General features: G+C 74.1%; 18 protein-coding genes. 10 read left to right on the top strand and 8 right to left on the bottom strand.

Annotated features, from left to right (window positions below):
* The first annotated feature begins 57 nt into the window (after positions 1-57).
* The 4 genes from J7I94_RS11905 to J7I94_RS11890 all read left to right on the top strand — a co-directional run bounded on the left by J7I94_RS11905 (position 58) and on the right by J7I94_RS11890 (position 5,118).
* Positions 58-1,254, top strand: a complete 1,197-nt coding sequence (locus tag J7I94_RS11905) for a hypothetical protein (RefSeq protein ID WP_251074996.1) — start codon at positions 58-60, stop codon at positions 1,252-1,254.
* A 160-nt stretch (positions 1,255-1,414) separates the two neighbouring features.
* On the top strand, positions 1,415-1,963 hold the full coding sequence (locus tag J7I94_RS11900) for a (2Fe-2S)-binding protein (protein ID WP_215167005.1): 549 nt from the start codon (positions 1,415-1,417) through the stop codon (positions 1,961-1,963).
* Positions 1,964-2,956, top strand: a complete 993-nt coding sequence (locus tag J7I94_RS11895) for a xanthine dehydrogenase family protein subunit M (RefSeq protein WP_215167004.1) — start codon at positions 1,964-1,966, stop codon at positions 2,954-2,956.
* A 32-nt stretch (positions 2,957-2,988) separates the two neighbouring features.
* Positions 2,989-5,118, top strand: a complete 2,130-nt coding sequence (locus J7I94_RS11890) for a xanthine dehydrogenase family protein molybdopterin-binding subunit (RefSeq protein WP_215167003.1) — start codon at positions 2,989-2,991, stop codon at positions 5,116-5,118.
* Between the two features lie 302 nt (positions 5,119-5,420).
* Here J7I94_RS11890 and J7I94_RS11885 read toward each other — a convergent pair whose 3' ends face one another.
* Entirely contained in the window at positions 5,421-6,878 is a 1,458-nt protein-coding gene (locus J7I94_RS11885) for a hypothetical protein (RefSeq protein WP_215167002.1), read from the bottom strand.
* A gap of 229 nt (positions 6,879-7,107) precedes the next feature.
* On the opposite strand from J7I94_RS11885, the gene J7I94_RS11880 reads away from it, so the two are divergent.
* From J7I94_RS11880 to tgmB, 3 genes are all read left to right on the top strand, one after another.
* Entirely contained in the window at positions 7,108-7,395 is a 288-nt protein-coding gene (locus tag J7I94_RS11880) for a DUF1232 domain-containing protein (RefSeq protein ID WP_215167001.1), read from the top strand.
* 119 nt (positions 7,396-7,514) lie between these two features.
* Entirely contained in the window at positions 7,515-7,706 is a 192-nt protein-coding gene (tgmA, locus tag J7I94_RS11875; RefSeq protein ID WP_215167000.1) for a putative ATP-grasp-modified RiPP, read from the top strand.
* A gap of 16 nt (positions 7,707-7,722) precedes the next feature.
* Complete coding sequence (tgmB, locus tag J7I94_RS11870) at positions 7,723-8,718, top strand: ATP-grasp ribosomal peptide maturase (RefSeq protein ID WP_215166999.1); 996 nt, start codon at positions 7,723-7,725, stop codon at positions 8,716-8,718.
* Between the two features lie 34 nt (positions 8,719-8,752).
* Here the strand turns inward: tgmB and J7I94_RS11865 are convergent, their stop codons facing one another.
* The 3 genes from J7I94_RS11865 to J7I94_RS11855 form a co-directional block, all read right to left on the bottom strand.
* A complete protein-coding gene (locus J7I94_RS11865) occupies positions 8,753-8,956 on the bottom strand; it encodes a hypothetical protein (RefSeq protein ID WP_215166998.1) in 204 nt (67 codons plus the stop codon).
* A gap of 153 nt (positions 8,957-9,109) precedes the next feature.
* Positions 9,110-9,595: a hypothetical protein gene (locus tag J7I94_RS11860; RefSeq protein WP_215166997.1), complete on the bottom strand. Its 486-nt coding sequence runs from the start codon at positions 9,593-9,595 to the stop codon at positions 9,110-9,112.
* 163 nt (positions 9,596-9,758) lie between these two features.
* Positions 9,759-9,998, bottom strand: a complete 240-nt coding sequence (locus tag J7I94_RS11855; RefSeq protein ID WP_215166996.1) for a DUF5133 domain-containing protein — start codon at positions 9,996-9,998, stop codon at positions 9,759-9,761.
* Positions 9,999-10,226: 228 nt separating this feature from the next.
* On the opposite strand from J7I94_RS11855, the gene J7I94_RS11850 reads away from it, so the two are divergent.
* Positions 10,227-10,586: a hypothetical protein gene (locus J7I94_RS11850; protein ID WP_215166995.1), complete on the top strand. Its 360-nt coding sequence runs from the start codon at positions 10,227-10,229 to the stop codon at positions 10,584-10,586.
* Between the two features lie 16 nt (positions 10,587-10,602).
* Here the strand turns inward: J7I94_RS11850 and J7I94_RS11845 are convergent, their stop codons facing one another.
* From J7I94_RS11845 to J7I94_RS11835, 3 genes are all read right to left on the bottom strand, one after another.
* Entirely contained in the window at positions 10,603-12,372 is a 1,770-nt protein-coding gene (locus J7I94_RS11845) for an ABC transporter ATP-binding protein (RefSeq protein WP_215166994.1), read from the bottom strand.
* Between the two features lie 157 nt (positions 12,373-12,529).
* Positions 12,530-13,075 carry a hypothetical protein gene (locus J7I94_RS11840; RefSeq protein ID WP_215166993.1) on the bottom strand — a complete coding sequence of 182 codons (546 nt, stop codon included), beginning with the start codon at positions 13,073-13,075 and terminating at the stop codon, positions 12,530-12,532.
* Between the two features lie 41 nt (positions 13,076-13,116).
* The gene (locus J7I94_RS11835) at positions 13,117-13,422 is read right to left on the bottom strand and encodes a hypothetical protein (protein ID WP_215166992.1); all 306 of its coding nucleotides are present in this window, start codon (positions 13,420-13,422) and stop codon (positions 13,117-13,119) included.
* Positions 13,423-13,614: 192 nt separating this feature from the next.
* Here J7I94_RS11835 and J7I94_RS11830 point away from each other — a divergent pair, with 192 nt between their 5' ends.
* The gene (locus J7I94_RS11830; protein WP_215166991.1) at positions 13,615-13,842 is read left to right on the top strand and encodes a DUF397 domain-containing protein; all 228 of its coding nucleotides are present in this window, start codon (positions 13,615-13,617) and stop codon (positions 13,840-13,842) included.
* Between the two features lie 125 nt (positions 13,843-13,967).
* Positions 13,968-14,891, top strand: a complete 924-nt coding sequence (locus J7I94_RS11825) for a helix-turn-helix transcriptional regulator (protein WP_215166990.1) — start codon at positions 13,968-13,970, stop codon at positions 14,889-14,891.
* A 21-nt stretch (positions 14,892-14,912) separates the two neighbouring features.
* On the opposite strand, the gene J7I94_RS11820 is transcribed toward J7I94_RS11825, so the two are convergent.
* Complete coding sequence (locus tag J7I94_RS11820; RefSeq protein ID WP_215167044.1) at positions 14,913-15,731, bottom strand: SAM-dependent methyltransferase; 819 nt, start codon at positions 15,729-15,731, stop codon at positions 14,913-14,915.
* Positions 15,732-15,817: the final 86 nt, after the last annotated feature.

Genomic DNA, 15,817 nt, shown 5'->3' with positions numbered 1-15,817 from the left:
CGGCCCGCGGCGACGATACTGGGCCTGCGCACGTGCCCCCGCCCTTCAGATGGACTCATGCCGACCTCTTCGACCGATCGCCCCACGACCCCGCCGACCGTGTGGCCGGCGCGCGGCCGCCACGTCGGAACCGCCGCCCGGGACGTCCTGCTGCGCACCCTGCGGCAGCACAAGGACGACGGCGTCATCGACGACTTCCACGAACTGCCGCGGGACGACGGGGACAGTGGCGAACACATCTTCGAGGCGCGCTGGCGGGTGGCCGGGGACGTCACCGTCCGGGCCCGGCTGACCCTGGGGGCCGGCTCGGCCGGCTCCCAGGAGTGGACGCTGCTCGCGGAGGCCGAGGAGCACTGGGACCAGGGGTGGCCCTCCCCCGCCGGGATGTTCTGGCCGGACGACCCGGACGTCACCTGGGACCGCGACGCCGCCACCGGACTGCGGCTGCGGGGTCTGAACACGCTGCCGGAGGACGACAAGGCCGTACGCCGGCTGCTGCGGGACGCCGGGCGCGACGCCTGGATGATCCACGTCGTCGTCCACGAGGCGATGACCCCCGACCACCGCGGCCGGGTGCCGCTGGTGCGGTGGCTGCCGCCGAGTCTGCGCCACCGTGTGATCGAGCACCGCGCCGCGCCGCAGCAGCTGCGGGTGGTGAACTGGGCCCTGGAGGAGTTCGGCGTCCAGGTGCCACGCGGCGGCGCGGTGGTGCTGCCCGGCACCCCGGCCCCGCCCGAGCCCGGCGACCTCTCCGTGCGCACCGTCTTCCTCGACGGTTCCGAGCCCGCCGAGCTGATCGCGACGGTCCGGCGGTTCGCCGCGCTGGCCAGGCCGCTGCCGGACGGGGGCGAGGCGGCGCTCACCGCGCTGCGGGAGGACTGGCGGCTGCTGACACTGCGGGAGGAACTGGAGCGGGAACGCCGCTTGGTGGCCATGTACGCCGAGGCGCTGGAGGCGATGACGCGGTCCCGGGACCTGTACCGGGAGGCGGCCGAGAGCGCCGGCGAGGCGCTCGCCGCCCTGCGCGAGTCCACCGGGACGCCCCCGGCCGTCCGGCCCGAGCCGTCCGAGTCCCGTCCCGCGTCCCCGCTGCGCGCGCTGACCCGCGGGCTGGAACGCCTGAAGGCGGCGTCGGCGGCACGCTCCGCCACACCCGCACCGGGGGGCGGCACGCCGGACGGGGACGGGAAGACGGACGGGGACGGAAAAGCGGACGCGGACGCCGGCGGTCGTTCCCGGTCCGACGGGCGCTGAGCGGTCCGGCCCGGCCGGACACCGGGACGCGGCCGCCGGCGGGCTCCGGGAACTCCGTGTTCGGCGGCCTCCGGGAACTCCGCGTGACGTGTCAGCCGGGACAACCTGGATACGCGGACTGCACAGCCGTACCGGCCCGTCCCGGAAGGTCACCGACGCCATGGACAGCCCTCACACGACCGCAGTCACCGCCGTCGAGCACTCGGACACCACGCTCCGGGTCAACGGCAAACCCCACACGCTCACCGTCGACCACCGCCGGGTCCTGCTGGACCTGCTGCGCGAGGACCTCGGCCTCACGGGGGCCAAGAAGGGGTGCGACCACGGCCAGTGCGGGGCCTGCACGGTCCTGGTGGACGGGCGGCGCGTCAACAGCTGCCTGCTGCTCGCCGTGGCCCTGGACGGCTCGGAGGTCACCACCGTCGAGGGGCTCGGCGGCGACGGGGAGGGACTCCACCCGTTGCAGCGCGCGTTCCTGGACCGGGACGCCTTCCAGTGCGGTTACTGCACACCGGGCCAGATCTGTTCCGCGCTCGGCGCCCTCGCCGAGGCCGCCGCCGGCCACCCCTCGCACGTCACCGACCCGGCGACGCCCTCGGGCGAGCCCGTGCCACTGGACCGGGCGGAGATCCGGGAGCGGCTGAGCGGCAACCTGTGCCGGTGCGGTGCCTACCCGCGCATCGCCGAAGCCGTCGAGGACGTGATCTGAGTGCGGCCCTTCGCCTACGTCCGCGCCGCCAGCGTCGAGGAGGCCACCGACGCCTTCGCCGCCCGGCCCGGCGCCCGCTATCTCGGCGGCGGCACCAACCTCGTCGACCTGATGAAGCTGGGCGTCGAGGCGCCCGCCGCCCTCATCGACGTCACCCGGCTCCCGCTGGACACCGTGGAGGAACTGCCCGACGGGGGTCTGCGCGTCGGGGCGATGGTCCGCAACAGCGACCTCGCGGCGCACCCGGCGGTCCGCGACCGCTGGCCCGCGCTGTCGCAGGCGCTGCTGGCGGGTGCCTCCGGGCAGTTGCGCAACGCCGCCACCACCGGCGGCAACCTGCTGCAGCGCACCCGCTGCCCCTACTTCCAGGACGTGACCAAACCGTGCAACAAGCGGGAGCCCGGCACCGGTTGCGGGGCGCTCCAGGGTGTGCACCGGGACCACGCGGTGCTCGGCCACTCCGAGCAGTGCGTCGCCACCCACCCCTCCGACATGGCCGTGGCGCTGGCCGCCCTCGACGCCCGGGTGGAGCTGCGCGGCCCGGAGGGGTCCCGGAGCGTCCCGGCCGCCGACTTCCACCGGCTGCCCGGGACGCACCCGGAGAAGGACACCGAGATCCACCCGGGCGAGCTGATCACCTCGGTGGTGCTGCCGGCGGCCACGGGCGGGCTGCCGTCGCTCTACCGCAAGGCCCGGGACCGGGCGTCGTACGCCTTCGCGCTCGCCTCCGTCGCCGCCGTGCTGCACTGCGAGAACGGTGTCGTCGAGCGGGTCGGTCTCGCCTTCGGCGCGCTGGCGCACCGGCCGTGGCGGGCACGGCGGGCCGAGGACGCCCTGGTCGGCGCTGCTCCCACGGCGGCGGCGTTCGAGCACGCCGTCGACCTGGAGCTGGCCGCCGCCGAGCCGCTGCGGGACAACGGCTACAAGGTCCCCCTCGCCCGTCGGCTCGCCCTCGACGTCCTGGGCCGGCTGGCGCCCCACTCCCCGGTCTGAACCGGCGTCCACGATCCACGAGGAGTCACTCCATGACCGTCACCGAGACCGTCCTGGGCACGGGGGCCGAACGCCGGGAAGGGCGGGAGAAGGTCACCGGCGCCGCCCGCTACGCCGCCGAGTTCGACGGGCCCGGCCGCGCCCACGCCCGGGCCGTACCGGCCGCCGTGGCGCGGGGCCGGGTGACCGGCGTCGACGCCGTGCCCGCCCTCGCCCTGCCCGGCGTACTGGCGGTGCTCACCCATGAGAACGCGCCGCGGCTCGCCGAACCGGACGATCCGGTGCTGGCCGTGCTGCAGGGCCCGCGCGTGCCGCACCGGGGCTGGCCCGTGGCACTGGTGGTGGCCCAGTCGCTGGAGGCGGCCCGGGCCGGCGCCGCCGCCGTCCGCGTCACCTACGAGACGGAACCGCACGACGTCACGCTCACCGCGTCGCACCCCGGCGTCTACGTCCCCGAGAAGGCCAACGGCGGCCACCCGGCGGTCCGTGAGCGCGGCGAACCGGAGGCCGCCTTCGCCGCCGCCGAAGTGCGGATCGACGTCGAGTACCGGGTGCCGCCGCTGCACAACCACCCGATGGAGCCGCACGCGAGCACCGCGCGCTGGGACGGCGACCGGCTCACCGTGCACACCTCCAGCCAGGGCACCACCGTCGTACGCACCACGCTCGCCCAGATGTTCGAGGTGCCGGAGGAGGGGATCACCGTCGCCGCCGAGCACGTCGGCGGCGGCTTCGGGTCCAAGGGCACGCCCCGCCCGGACGTGGTGCTCGCCGCGATGGCCGCCCGGCACACCGGCCGGACGGTCACGGTGGCGTTCCCGCGCCGTCTGCTGCCCGCCGTGGTCGGGCACCGCGCGCCCACCCTGCACCGGCTCCGCCTCGGCGCCGGCCGGGACGGCCGGCTCACCTCCCTCGGGCACGAGGTGACCACCCACACCTCGCACGTCAAGGAGTTCGTGGAGCAGGCCGCCGTACCCGCCCGCGTCATGTACGCGGCGCCGCACAGCCGGACCGTCCACCGCGTGGTACCGCTGGACGTGCCCACGCCCTCCTGGATGCGCGCGCCGGGCGAGGCCCCCGGCATGTACGCGCTGGAGTCGGCGATGGACGAACTCGCCGCCGAGCTGGGCGTGGACCCGGTGGAGCTGCGGATCCGCAACGAGCCGGAGTCGGAGCCCGACAGCGGCAAGCCGTTCAGCAGCCGGCACCTGGTCGAGTGCCTGCGGGAGGGCGCCCGCCGGTTCGGGTGGGCGGCACGCGACCCGCGCCCGGGGGCCCGCGCGGAGGGTCCCCTGCTGGTGGGCACCGGCGTGGCCGCGGCCACCTACCCGGTGCTGGTCGCGCCGTCCACCGCGGCGGTGCGGGCGATGCCCGACGGCGGCTTCCTGGTCCGGATCAACGCCACCGACATCGGCACGGGCGCGCGGACGGTGCTCGCGCAGGTCGCCGCCGACGCCCTCGGGGTGCCGCTGGAGCGGGTCCGGATCGAGGTGGGCAGCAGCGATCTGCCGGCGGCCTCGCTGGCCGGGGGCTCCTCCGGCACCGCCTCCTGGGGCTGGGCCGTGCACGACGCGTGCGTCCGGCTCGCGGACCGGCTGGCCGAGCTGCCCGGCCCGGTGCCCGCGGAGGGGATCGGCGCCCACGCCGACACCACCGGGCGGGCCGAGACCGAGAGCGCCTACTCCCGGCACGCCTTCGGCGCGCACTTCGCCGAGGTCACGGTCGACACCGTCACCGGTGAGGTACGGGCGCGGCGGCTGCTGGGCGTCTACGCCGCCGGACGCATCCTGAACGCCCGCACCGCGCGGTCCCAGTTCGTCGGAGGCATGACCATGGGGCTGGGCATGGCGCTGACCGAGGACAGCCACATGGACCCGGCGTTCGGTGACTTCGCCGAATCCGACCTGGCGTCGTACCACGTGCCCGCCCACGCCGACGCCGTGGACATCGAGGCGCACTGGGTGGACGAGGAGGACGCCCATCTCAACCCGATGGGAAGCAAGGGGATCGGGGAGATCGGCATCGTCGGCACGGCTGCGGCGATCGGCAACGCCGTCCACCACGCCACCGGCGTCCGCTTCCGCGAACTGCCGCTGACCCCGGACCGGGTGCTCACCGGGCTGCTCGGCCACGAGGCCCCGGCGGGCACGTTCGGCGGGTGACGTCCGGCGGACGCGGCCGACCGGGGGCCGGACACAGCGCCCGTGGTCCGGCGGGCGTGTCCGCCGGACCACGGGCGACGGACGACGGACGAGGGGCGGCGTGCGAGCCGGACACGCCCGGCGGAAGGGCCCGCTGGAAAGGCCCGGTGGAAGGGTCCGCTGGAAAGGCCCGGCGGAAGGGCCCGCTGGAAAGGCCCGGCGGAAGGGCCCGGTGGCAGGGCCCGACGGACGGTCCCCGTGAAAGGGCCCGGGCCGCGTGTCGGCGGCCCGGGCCCGTGCCGTTGCGGGCGGCGGGAAGGCGGTCAGTCCGTCGCGCCGCGCGCCCCGGCCGCCGGGCCGACCGCCCAGCGGCTGCCGGGCAGCAGGGAGGCGACCCGTACGCACAGCGCGGTCAGCGCCGTCAGCGACGCGGCCACGGCGACCGTGACGGCCAGCCAGGCGGGGGCCAGGGCCAGGTCCATGAGCCGGTCCAGCCGGGACTCCGCGGCCGTCACGGCGTAGAGCCGGACGGCGGCCAGCGCCGCCGGTCCCACCACAGCGGCGGCGAGCACCGGCACGCGGGGCCGCACGGACATCACCAGGGCCAGCAGCAGGCAGAGCGCGGACAGGGCGAAGGCGGCGGCGTAGACGCGGGCGGAGGCGCCGCCGGTGTGGAGGGGGAAGTACGCCACCCCGCACCCGGCGAGCACCACCACGGCCAGCCAGCTCGTCAGCGACGCGGTCCTGGACACCGGCCGGCGCGCGGCACGCTCGGCCGCGCCCTCCGGCACTCCCCGACGGGTGCCGGTGGCGCGGATCCGGCGCGCGCTCCACGCGCGTTCGCGACCCCTGCGGCCGACGCCGGTGAGCGCGGCGCCCAGGCCACCGTGGCGGGAACCGCCGCCCGGGGTCCCCGAGCCGCCCGGTTCCTCGTCGTCGTCGGTTCGCGGCGGCCGCTCGCCGGGCTGGCCCAGCGGGTCGGGGCGCTCTTCGGCGAGGCGGCCGATCAGGTGGACGAGTTCCTCGACGGGCCGGCCGGTGGCCGCGGCCCGGACCGCCTCCTTCCCGCAGTGCGGTTCCAGCGGGGTGCGGTGCAGCAGCGCCATCAGCCGGGTCACCTCCTCCACCGGACGGTGCTCGGCCGCGGCGCGGATCGCCTCGTCGGCGCTGTCGGCGTGGCGCGGCGGCCGGGTCAGCAGGCCGACCAGCCGGGTCACGTCCTCCACCGACCGGCTGACACCGACCGCGCGCAGGGCGTCGAGGGTGGCCTGGGCGTACTGCGGTGACCGCTCCAGCATCGTGATGAGCGAGACGACCTCCTCCAGCGGCCGGTCGGCCACGGCCGCCCGCACCAGGTCGCCGACCGGGTCGCCGTACGCCGCCGGGTCGTGGCGTCGCCGAGCGGGTTCTCCGGCCCCCGCGGGGTCCCTGGGCTCCCCGGACTCCGTGCGCTCCCCCGGCCCCGTGCGCTCCCCCGGCCCCGTGGGCTCCCCGGGCTGTTGTGGTTCCCTCGCCCCCCGGGGCTCCTCGAACGCCGGTTCCTCGTCGGCGCAGGGCTCGTCCGGGAGGGGGCCGTCGGGGTACGGGGCGTCATCGGCGTACGAGGGGCCGGCGTACGCGCCGTCGGCGTACGGACCGTCGGGCTGCTGCTGACCGGGCGCGGCGTCCGGCGGGCGCACCGGGTGGGTCCCGGTGCCGCTGGTGGTCTCCGCGGACGGCAGGTCCACGGAGGTGGCTATGGCGTACTCGTTCGGGCGGGGTGTTGAAGAGCCGGTGGTCATGGTCTTCTCCGTCTGAAGGAATGCGGCCGCTTCCTGCGTCCCCGACATGCGACGCGCGACTTGTGTGGTGACCATTACTAGGCGCCCCCGCACCGGTCTGCCACTCGGGTGAGCCGCGCGGATGAGGGGTGACGCGGAGCACCCGTCCGGCTGCCATATCCGCGCCGTGCGGGGGAATCCGGTGAGGGACGCGTGCGTCGCGGCGCACCGGGACGAAGGGGGGGCGGGGGTGGATACGACCACGTCGGTACTGATCGTGGCGGCGTCGCTCGCGGCGGTCGTGCTGGCCCTGGCCGTGGCGGTGCTGGTACGGCTGGTACGGACCCGGCGGGAGCTGCGCCGGGCCGGACTGCCGGCCGGACCGCGCTGGATCTTCTGGGGCGCCGTCCTCTATCTCGTACTGCCCGCCGACCTGGTGCCCGATCCGGTGTACCTGGACGACGTGGGCGTACTGCTCCTGGCTCTGCGTTCCGCTCGCGGTTCCCTGGCGAAACCGCGTCGCGACTACGGAGAGTAAGGAAACCATTCACCCGTTCGATTCGTATAAGTCTCTGGAAGCCGAAGGAAGTCGGCGGACCAGGCGACGGCACAGGCGGCCCATCGCTTGATCGGCGCAGCACCGACCAGGGAGAGACGATGCAACCGTTCGCGCTCGACTACGCACGTCCCGTAGGGGAGTTGGAGTTCGCCGCTCCGTACGTCTACGACTCCGGACTGCAGTTGAACGTGCTCCGCGACGGACGCGTGGCCGCCGGCGACCACGCGCTGCTGAGGGAGCTGGGGACCACTACGTCCACGGCGGGCTCGAAGACCCACTTCGACGACTGAACACGGACCGTCTTCGATGACCGTGTTGATCCTGACCTGTGAAGAGGACGTCACGGCGGACATGGTGGTCGTGCACCTGAACGAGTCGGGCGTGCCGGTGGTGCGCCTGGACCCGGCCGACCTGACCGATTCCGTCGCCCTGTCCGGGGAGTTCGTCCACGGCTCCTTCCGGGGGCACCTGTCCTCGGGGGGCCGGCTGGTGAGCATCGGCGGGCTGCGTTCCGTCTGGGTGCGCAGGCCGGGCACCCCGGCCGCCCGGGCGGCCACGCCGTCGCGGTGGCTGACCGAGGAGTCGTCGCAGGCCCTGTACGGCATGCTGCGCGGCTGCGGGGCTCGGTGGATGAACCATCCGGACGCGGCCCGCCGGGCCCGGCACAAGCCCTGGCAGCTGCGGCTCGCCCAGCGGTGCGGGCTGCCGGTGCCGGCCACGCTGATCACGACGTTCCCACGCGCGGCCCGCGAGTTCGCCGAGCGCTATCCGGACCTGGTGGTCAAGCCCGTCTCGGGCGCGCATCCGCAGGACCCGCCGCGGGCGGTGCCGACCAGCCGGGTCTCCCCCGAGACGGACTTCTCCGCGGTCGCCTTCGGCCCCACGCTGCTGCAACGGCGGGTGGCCAAGCGCGCCGACATCCGGCTGACCGTCGTCGGCGACCGGCTGCTGGCCGCCCGCAAGGCGACCGCCGCGGACTCGGCCGAGGTCGACGTCCGTTTCGACGGGTCCGCCGAGCCGTGGCGCCCCACCGAGGTGGCGCCGCGGGTCGCGGCGGCCGTCCTCGCCTACGCCCGGAAGGCCCAACTGGCCTACGGGGCCTTCGACTTCGCCGAGGACGGCGACGGCACCTGGTGGTTCCTGGAGTGCAACCAGTCGGGGCAGTTCGGCTTCGTGGAGGTGGACACCGGCCAGCCGATCGCCCGGACCATCGCCGCGTGGCTCGCCCGGCCCGGCACCGGGGAGCCCGAGTCGGCCGACGACGAGGAGAGCGCGGGCGGCGCCGGCGCGGCGGTGCGCTGACCACGGCGCTGGGGCACCCGGCCCGGTCCGCCGGTCAGTTGGGGCCGGGGCCGGGCAGCAGGGCGGTGCGCTGCCAGCCGTTGCCCGGGGACGGCGGACGTTCGCGACCGGAGGAGAGCATCGGACGCATGACGGCCTCCAGTTCCCTGCTCACCCGCTCCGCCTCCCGCCGCACCACCGTGGGGACATCACCGCATTCGGCGACGAGTCGGTCGTAGATGGGCGAATCCTGGAACATCCGTCAACGTGCCTTTCCTGTCGTCCGCCCCTGGGGGTCCAGGCGCGACTGCGCAGTCTAGTCGGGCGCCGCGCCGGCCCCGCGAAGACGGCGCTGCCGGACGAGAGGTGACCGGGCACCACGCCGCGGACCTGATGAGGACGTGCCCCCGGCTCAGGCTCCGGTCGTGGAGCCCGGGCGGACGATCATCAGGACGGTGACGGTGGCCCAGAGCAGGTTGAACAGGCCGGTGAACATGGCGAGCCGGGCGGTACCGGCGCGCTCCACGGCCTGCCCGCCGGTCAGTCGTTCCAGGAGGGCCTCCTGACCGGGCAGGACGAGGACGACGAGGAGGCCGGCGGCGACGGCGGTCAGCACGACGGAGACGATGAGCCAGGGGTCGCCGAGCACGCCCATCGCCTGTGCGGTGACGAAGCCGAGGAGCGGAACGGCGATCCCGAGACCCGCGTAGACGCGGCAGATGCGGTGCAGCAGCCGGACGGTGCCCAGGCCGCCCGCCCCGCCGGTCTCCCCGTCGCCGGCGCCCCCGGGCAGCGCCGTCCGGCGGACCGCGGGCGGGAACATGCTGGCGGCCACCGTGACGGGACCGATGGCGACGATGGCGGCCAGGACGTGCAGGGACAGCAACAGCTTTGTCATCGGTCGGGCTCCGGTGCGGGGTGATCGGCGTGGTTCGGAGCCCCACGGTAGAAAGCCGCCGAGTGATCGCACAGGGGCGGGAATGACAGCTTCCGACGGATTCCCGCCAGGTGCGGGCGCGGTCCGCCGGGGAAAGGGCCGGCCCGGCGGACCTCGCCCGGGGTCACACGGCCAGCGACAGGCCGCTCTCCTCGTCCGGTTCGGCCGCCAGGGCGAGCAGCAGGGCGTCCGCCGCCGCCACCGCGTCGTGGATGTCGGTGGTCCCCGTCATCACGCACAACGTGTAGCTGACGTCGGCCAGCTCGCGCGCCGTCGCCGGCCGCTCCCGCTCCGCCTGCGCGATCCGCAGTGCCGCGTATCGCGTCAACAGCTCCCTGACGACCTTCGGGTCCGGTACCAGCACGTAGCGCCCCTCTCTCGATTTTCACTGCGCCTGCCCGGACCCGGCCGAATCATTCGCAACATGCACGCCACTGCTCTCGATTGACCGGTTTTCTACGCTTACCGACCATCCGCCACGGTGAATGGACGGCGACATGGCCGAAAATGGGCCGGTACGCCCCCGCTTCCCCGGCCCGCCGCCCCGCGTTGAGCAGCCTGTACGGCATCCACGACGAACGGTGTTCCCCCGATGACACGATCCAGCCGCCTGCTCTGCGCCCTCTACGTCGCCACCAGTACGGGACTCGCCTGGACCGCGGTCCTGGAGCTGCGGTACGGCCCGCTGTGGGCCGCCGCCGTGTTCGCGGGCGCCAGTGCGGTGCCGCTGATCGCCGTGGTCCGCGAGACGGTCATCGCCGACCAGCGGGCCGTCGCCGCCCGGCGGCGCGCGCCGGTACGCCCGTCCCGCGCGCCGGCGGCGACCGGGGCCGCCGACGCACTGGTCCGGGCCGAGCTGGACGCGGCCTGCTGCGAACGCTGGTGGACGAGTCTGGGCAGCGACCACGACGCGGGCTGCGCCCGGCGGGTACCCAGGAGCAGCGCCGCGTGACGGCCTCGCGGGCCGGTCAGGCGACCTGGCCGCTGTGCAGCGCGGTGTACGCCCCGCCGCGGCCGAGCAGTTCCTCGTGGGTGCCGATCTCCTCGATCCGTCCGTCCCCCATCACGACGATCCGGTCCGCGCCCCGCACGGTGGAGAGCCGGTGGGCCACGACGAACGTGGTGCGTCCGCGCAGCAGCCGGGCGAGGGCCTGCTGGACCAGCGCCTCCGACCGGGTGTCCAGCGCCGAGGTCGCCTCGTCCAGGATGAGCACCCGGGGATCCCGTATCAGCGCACGGGCGATGGCCAGGCGCTGGCGCTGCCCGCCGGACAGCCGGGCGCCGTGCTCGCCGACCAGGGTGTCCAGGCCCTGCGGCAGCCGGTCGACGAACTCCAGCGCGTTGGCGTCGCGCAGCGCGGCGCGCACCGTCTCCTCGTCGGCGTCGTCCATGCCGTAGGCGACGTTCTCCCTGATGGTGCCGTCGAAGAGGATGGACTCCTGCGGCACCACCGACACGAACCGCCGGTAGGTGCGCAGGTCCAGGGTGTTCATGTCCGTGCCGTCCAGCAGCAGCCGGCCGGAGGTGGGGCGCAGGAAGCCGATGACGAGGTTGAGCACGGTGGACTTGCCCGCGCCGGAGGCGCCCACCAGCGCGATCGTCTCGCCGGGCGCGACGTCGAGGGTGAAGTCGCGCACCGCGGGCCGCCCGTCGCGGTCGTAGACGTGGCCGACGTTCTCGAAGGTGACCGCGCCCCGCAGCGAGTCCAGTTCCGCCTTGCCCTCGTTGTCCTCCAGTTCGGGCGCCTGGAGGACCTCGCCGACCGAACGGACGGACTCCAGGCCCTTGGTGATGACCGGGGCGAGGCTCGCCAACGTTGTCGTGGAGTTGGTGAGGGTGGTGAGGAACGCGCTGAGCATGACGACATCACCGGCGGTGACGCCCCACACGTCGTAGTACGAGACGAGCCCGGCGCCGGCCAGGACCAGGACGCCGATCACGTTGAGGAGCACCCAGGCCGCCGAGCCGAAGCGGCCGTTGACGAGGTCGAGGCGGAGGGCGGAGGTGAGCAGGCGGTCCAGGGTGCCGTCCATGCGGCGCAGCGCCTTGCGCTCCAGGCCGTGGGCGCGGGTGACCGGTATCAGCCGGGTCATCTCCGTGACGCGGGACGACAGGGTCTCCACCTCGTGGCGGAAGTGCTCGTTGTGGCTGCGCAGCCGGGCCCTCAGCCTGGCCACCAGGAGCGAGGCGGCGGGCACGACGACGAGGAAGACGGGGAGGAACTCGGGGGTACGCACGGCGATGATGACCAGGCCGCCGGTGAGCACGGTGAGGGCGCCGAGCCCGTTCTCCGCGGTCTGCTGCACGGCCGTCTCCACGGTCTCGACGTCCCGTACGACCTTGGCCTGGAGCACACCGGCGCTGACCCGGGAGTGGTAGCCGATGGAGAGCTGCTGCATGCGGGTGCACAGCGCGGAGCGCAGCGCGGTGCCCATGCGGCGGATGCTGCCGTACAGGAGACGGACGTACAGCAGGTGCAGCGGGTAGTTGACCACCAGGATGAACATGATGATCCCGGTGCTGGTCCACAGTTCGCCGATCGGCCGGTGCTGGACGACCGTGTCGATGATGGAGGCGGTGATCAGGGGCAGCAGCCAGACGGGGCTGTGCTTGACCGTGAAGACGACGACCGCGCCGATCAGGCGGTCGCGGTCGGCGCGGAACAGGTAGACGAGGGTGCGTATCGGGTGCTCGCCGCGGTAGCGGTGGTCGAGCGGCTTTTCCAACGACGACGCCATCGGCGTGGTCCTCCAGTGCGGCCGTGGGTGAGGCAAGCGTGGGGCAAGCGCTTTCCTACCCGGTTCGGCCCGGAGTCCGCCACACCGTCCCACGCACCGGGAGACCCGCGCCCCCACCCCCGTGGAGGGCGCGGGTCCCGTTCCGGGGCGCGCGGGTCTACTCCCGCAGGGTGCGGGCCAGTTCGGAGGTGACGCGGGTGATCTCGGTGTCGTCCTCCGCCATCAGCCGCTCCAGGGCGCCGCGCCGGGCGCGGACGGCCTGACGGGCCGCGCGCTCCCAGGCCACCGGGTTCTCCCGGTGGTTGAGCAGCTTGGGGTAGGCGGCGGCGGTGCTCTCCCACTGCCGGGCGTCCGCGATGCTCCGCAGCAGCCGGATGATCTGCGCCCGGCAGGCCACCTCGGGCCGCTGGGCCAGCTCCCAGAGGAAGGGGACCGTGGCGGCGGTCGCCTGCTCGACGACGAAGCCGTACTGGCAGATGCGGGAGCGCAGTTCGGCGAGGGCGGCGCGGGCGGTCTCGGCGTCGCCGGTGGCCACCCGGTCGAGCAGGGCGGGGATGCCGGCGGCGGAGCCGCTGGAGTCCTGGATGTGCTCCCAGGGCACCTGGTCGAGTCCGGGCAGGGACGCGGCCCGGGCGGGGCGGGCCGGCGGCGTCGGGCGGTCGGTGCGCTGGGTGCTCGGCTGCGGGGTCGGAGCGGTGCGCATGGCGTGGGGGCCTTTCCGCGGCGGTCGGGTCGGGGGGCAGGTCACGTCAGGGGGCGGGCCGGCGAGTCGGCCCGGAGGGGCGCGCCCGTGGGGGGCTCGGGCGTCCGCGCCCAGGTACCGGCCGGCGCGTCGACGACGGGCGGGCCGTGGCCGCGCTCACGCGGGACGCGGCAGCCGGCCGGAGCGGGACGGCGGTCCCGGGCACGGGGCCGTTCCTCGTCCCGGCCGACGGGCGCGGTCCGCCCCTGCGCACGGGCGGGCACCGACCGCGCCACGGACCGGCCCGGTGCGCCCGCCGCGGTGGACTCGCTCGACGGGCGGAGCACGAGGTACGCGGATGACGGCACGGCGCCTCCCTGATACGCAGTCAGCTTGGGGCGTCGACGCGGGAGTTGCGTCACAGCTATTATCCACGCTGACAGCGCTCGCGTGCAATTGCACGAGAAATTGCGCGAAAAATCGGCTGGGAGCGCGCGAGGCCGAGGAGTCGCTGTCCGCTCCCCCCTCCCCCTCCCCCCGAACACGGCAAGGAGACCGCGGTGCCACCAGTACACAACGGAGTACAGGCGAGTTCGTTGGACGCCAGCTGGACCAAGAGCCGGCACAGCAACGCGGAGGGCAACTGCGTCGAGGTCGCCCGGGTGGACGGAGGCGTCGCGCTGCGCAACTCCCGTGACCCGGACGGCCCGGCGCTCGTCTACACCTCCGCCGAGGTGGCCGCGTTCCTGGCCGGGGCGAAGGACGGCGAGTTCGACCACCTGGTGTGACGGCCTCCGCCGCGAGCGGAGGTCAGCAGCAGGTCAACTGTCCTTTTCCCAGAGGCTGATACGGTGCGGACCGGCAGGATGGGATAGTCTGTTCCCCAAGTCTGCCGGTCTGCTGGGAGTCAGGTATGTCCGCCGCGTCGTCGCCTCGTCTCTCCCGTCTCGAACCCTATCTGGACCGTCCCGAGCCCGCGCCCACCCTGCTGAAGATGCTGGTCGGCGTCCAGTTGGCGGGCATCCGCGAGGACGCCGGGCTGTCCCAGGAGCAGGCGGCGCGCGAGGCGGGCTTCAGCGCGGCGAAGCTCTCGCGCATCGAGTCCGGCAAGGGCCGCAGGCCCCCGACGGAGACCGACGTCAGGACCCTGCTGACGCTCTACGGGACCGACCCCTACGAGGCGTCGACGCTGATCAAGCTGTTGCGCCGGGCCGGTGAGCCGGGCTGGTGGCAGCGGTACGACAAGCGGCTGATGCCCCAGTGGTTCGACCGGCTGGTGGGCCTCCAGGAAGCCGCCGCGACCATCCGGACCTTCGAGATCCAGTACGTCCCCGGTCTGCTGCAGACCGCCGCCTACGCCCGCGCCGTGGTGGAGCGCGGCCTGCCGCACGCGCCCGAGACCGAGGTGCAGCGCCGGGTCGAGCTGCGGATGCGGCGGGCCCGGCTGCTGACCCGCGACGACGCGCCGCAGGTGTGGGCGATCATCGACGAGTCCGTGCTGCTGCGGGTGCTGGGCGGCGCGGAGGTGATGCGCGAGCAGCTGGAGCACCTGGTGCGGACGGCCGCGTGGCCCAATGTGACGCTCCAGATCGTGCCGTTGAACGTGACCAACGCGTCGGCGCCCGCGATACCCGTCACCTATCTGCGCTTCAGCGGCGCCGATCTGCCCGACGTGGTCTACCTGGAGCACATCAGGAGCGCCAACTTCCTGGAGGACCGGGACGAGACCGAGGAGTACCGGGTCGCCCTGGACCGGCTGGCCGACGAGGCGCTCACCCCGCGCGAGTCGGTGGAGCTGCTGCGCAGCACGGTCGAGCAGCGCTACCCCGCGGGCTGAGCGGACACCTCCCCGGCGCCGCTAGCCGATGCGGCCCACGCCGCCGAACTCGATCCACTCCCTGGTGAGCTGACGGGGCACCACCTCGGTGTCCGGACGCCAGGTGGAGACCTCCACCAGGCCCGGCTCCAGGATCTCCATCCCCTCGAACCACTCCGCCACGTCCTTCTGTTCACGCACCCGGCCCCAGTTCCCGTGGGTCGCCTGGTCCATGAAGGCGGTGACGGACTCGCGGACCTCGGCGTCCTCGCTGACCAGCTGGCACATCACCGCGTAACTGCCGGGCGCGAGACGCCCGACGACCCGGCGGGCGACGGCGGTGGGGCCGTCGGTGTCGCTGTCCGGGATGCAGTGGAAGACCGAGTTGAAGAGCACCGCCACCGGCTGCGAGAAGTCGATCAGCCGCTGGGTGTCGGGGTGCGCGAAGATCTGGTCGGTGGCGCGCATGTCCGCGTGGATGACCGCCGTGCGGTCGTTCTGGTCCAGCAGCGCCCGGCCGTGGACCAGCACCATCGGGTCGTTGTCGACGTACACCACCCGGCACTCGGGGTCGACGCGCTGGGCGATCTGGTGCACGTTGTCCTGGGTGGGCAGACCGGAGCCGTGGTCCAGGAACTGGCGGATGCCGTAGTCCTGGGCGAGGACCCTGACCACGCGCTGCAGGAAGCGCCGGTTGTTCAGGGCGAGCCGGCGCGTGCTGGGGACGACCTTGTCCAGCTCCTCGACCGCGGCGCGGTCGGCCGCGTAGTTGTCCTTGCCGCCGAGGTAGTAGTCGTACATACGAGCCGCTGTCGGTACGTGGGCGTTGATCTCCCTGGACAGCTGCTTGTCGGCCTGCATCATTCCCCCAGCTTTCAACGGCGCCAACTGCACTGACTTGACTGACAGTACATCCTAGGGAGTCGGTCCTCGCCGGAACCAGAGCG

Origin of the sequence: Streptomyces sp. ISL-12 (assembly GCF_018614415.1) — a bacterium.
Taxonomy (GTDB): domain Bacteria; phylum Actinomycetota; class Actinomycetes; order Streptomycetales; family Streptomycetaceae; genus Streptomyces.
This window is presented reverse-complemented; position numbering and strand designations above follow the sequence as displayed.

Bases quoted from the DNA above. Each gene is read 5' to 3' on its own strand.
- J7I94_RS11905 (WP_251074996.1), top strand. From the start codon at position 58: ATGCCGACCTCTTCGACCGATCGCCCCACGACCCCGCCGACCGTGTGG.
- J7I94_RS11900 (WP_215167005.1), top strand. From the start codon at position 1,415: ATGGACAGCCCTCACACGACCGCAGTCACCGCCGTCGAGCACTCGGAC.
- J7I94_RS11890 (WP_215167003.1), top strand. From the start codon at position 2,989: ATGACCGTCACCGAGACCGTCCTGGGCACGGGGGCCGAACGCCGGGAA.
- J7I94_RS11885 (WP_215167002.1), bottom strand. From the start codon at position 6,878: ATGACCACCGGCTCTTCAACACCCCGCCCGAACGAGTACGCCATAGCC.
- tgmA (WP_215167000.1), top strand. From the start codon at position 7,515: ATGCAACCGTTCGCGCTCGACTACGCACGTCCCGTAGGGGAGTTGGAG.
- tgmB (WP_215166999.1), top strand. From the start codon at position 7,723: ATGACCGTGTTGATCCTGACCTGTGAAGAGGACGTCACGGCGGACATG.
- J7I94_RS11865 (WP_215166998.1), bottom strand. From the start codon at position 8,956: ATGTTCCAGGATTCGCCCATCTACGACCGACTCGTCGCCGAATGCGGT.
- J7I94_RS11860 (WP_215166997.1), bottom strand. From the start codon at position 9,595: ATGACAAAGCTGTTGCTGTCCCTGCACGTCCTGGCCGCCATCGTCGCC.
- J7I94_RS11850 (WP_215166995.1), top strand. From the start codon at position 10,227: ATGACACGATCCAGCCGCCTGCTCTGCGCCCTCTACGTCGCCACCAGT.
- J7I94_RS11845 (WP_215166994.1), bottom strand. From the start codon at position 12,372: ATGGCGTCGTCGTTGGAAAAGCCGCTCGACCACCGCTACCGCGGCGAG.
- J7I94_RS11840 (WP_215166993.1), bottom strand. From the start codon at position 13,075: ATGCGCACCGCTCCGACCCCGCAGCCGAGCACCCAGCGCACCGACCGC.
- J7I94_RS11825 (WP_215166990.1), top strand. From the start codon at position 13,968: ATGTCCGCCGCGTCGTCGCCTCGTCTCTCCCGTCTCGAACCCTATCTG.
- J7I94_RS11820 (WP_215167044.1), bottom strand. From the start codon at position 15,731: ATGCAGGCCGACAAGCAGCTGTCCAGGGAGATCAACGCCCACGTACCG.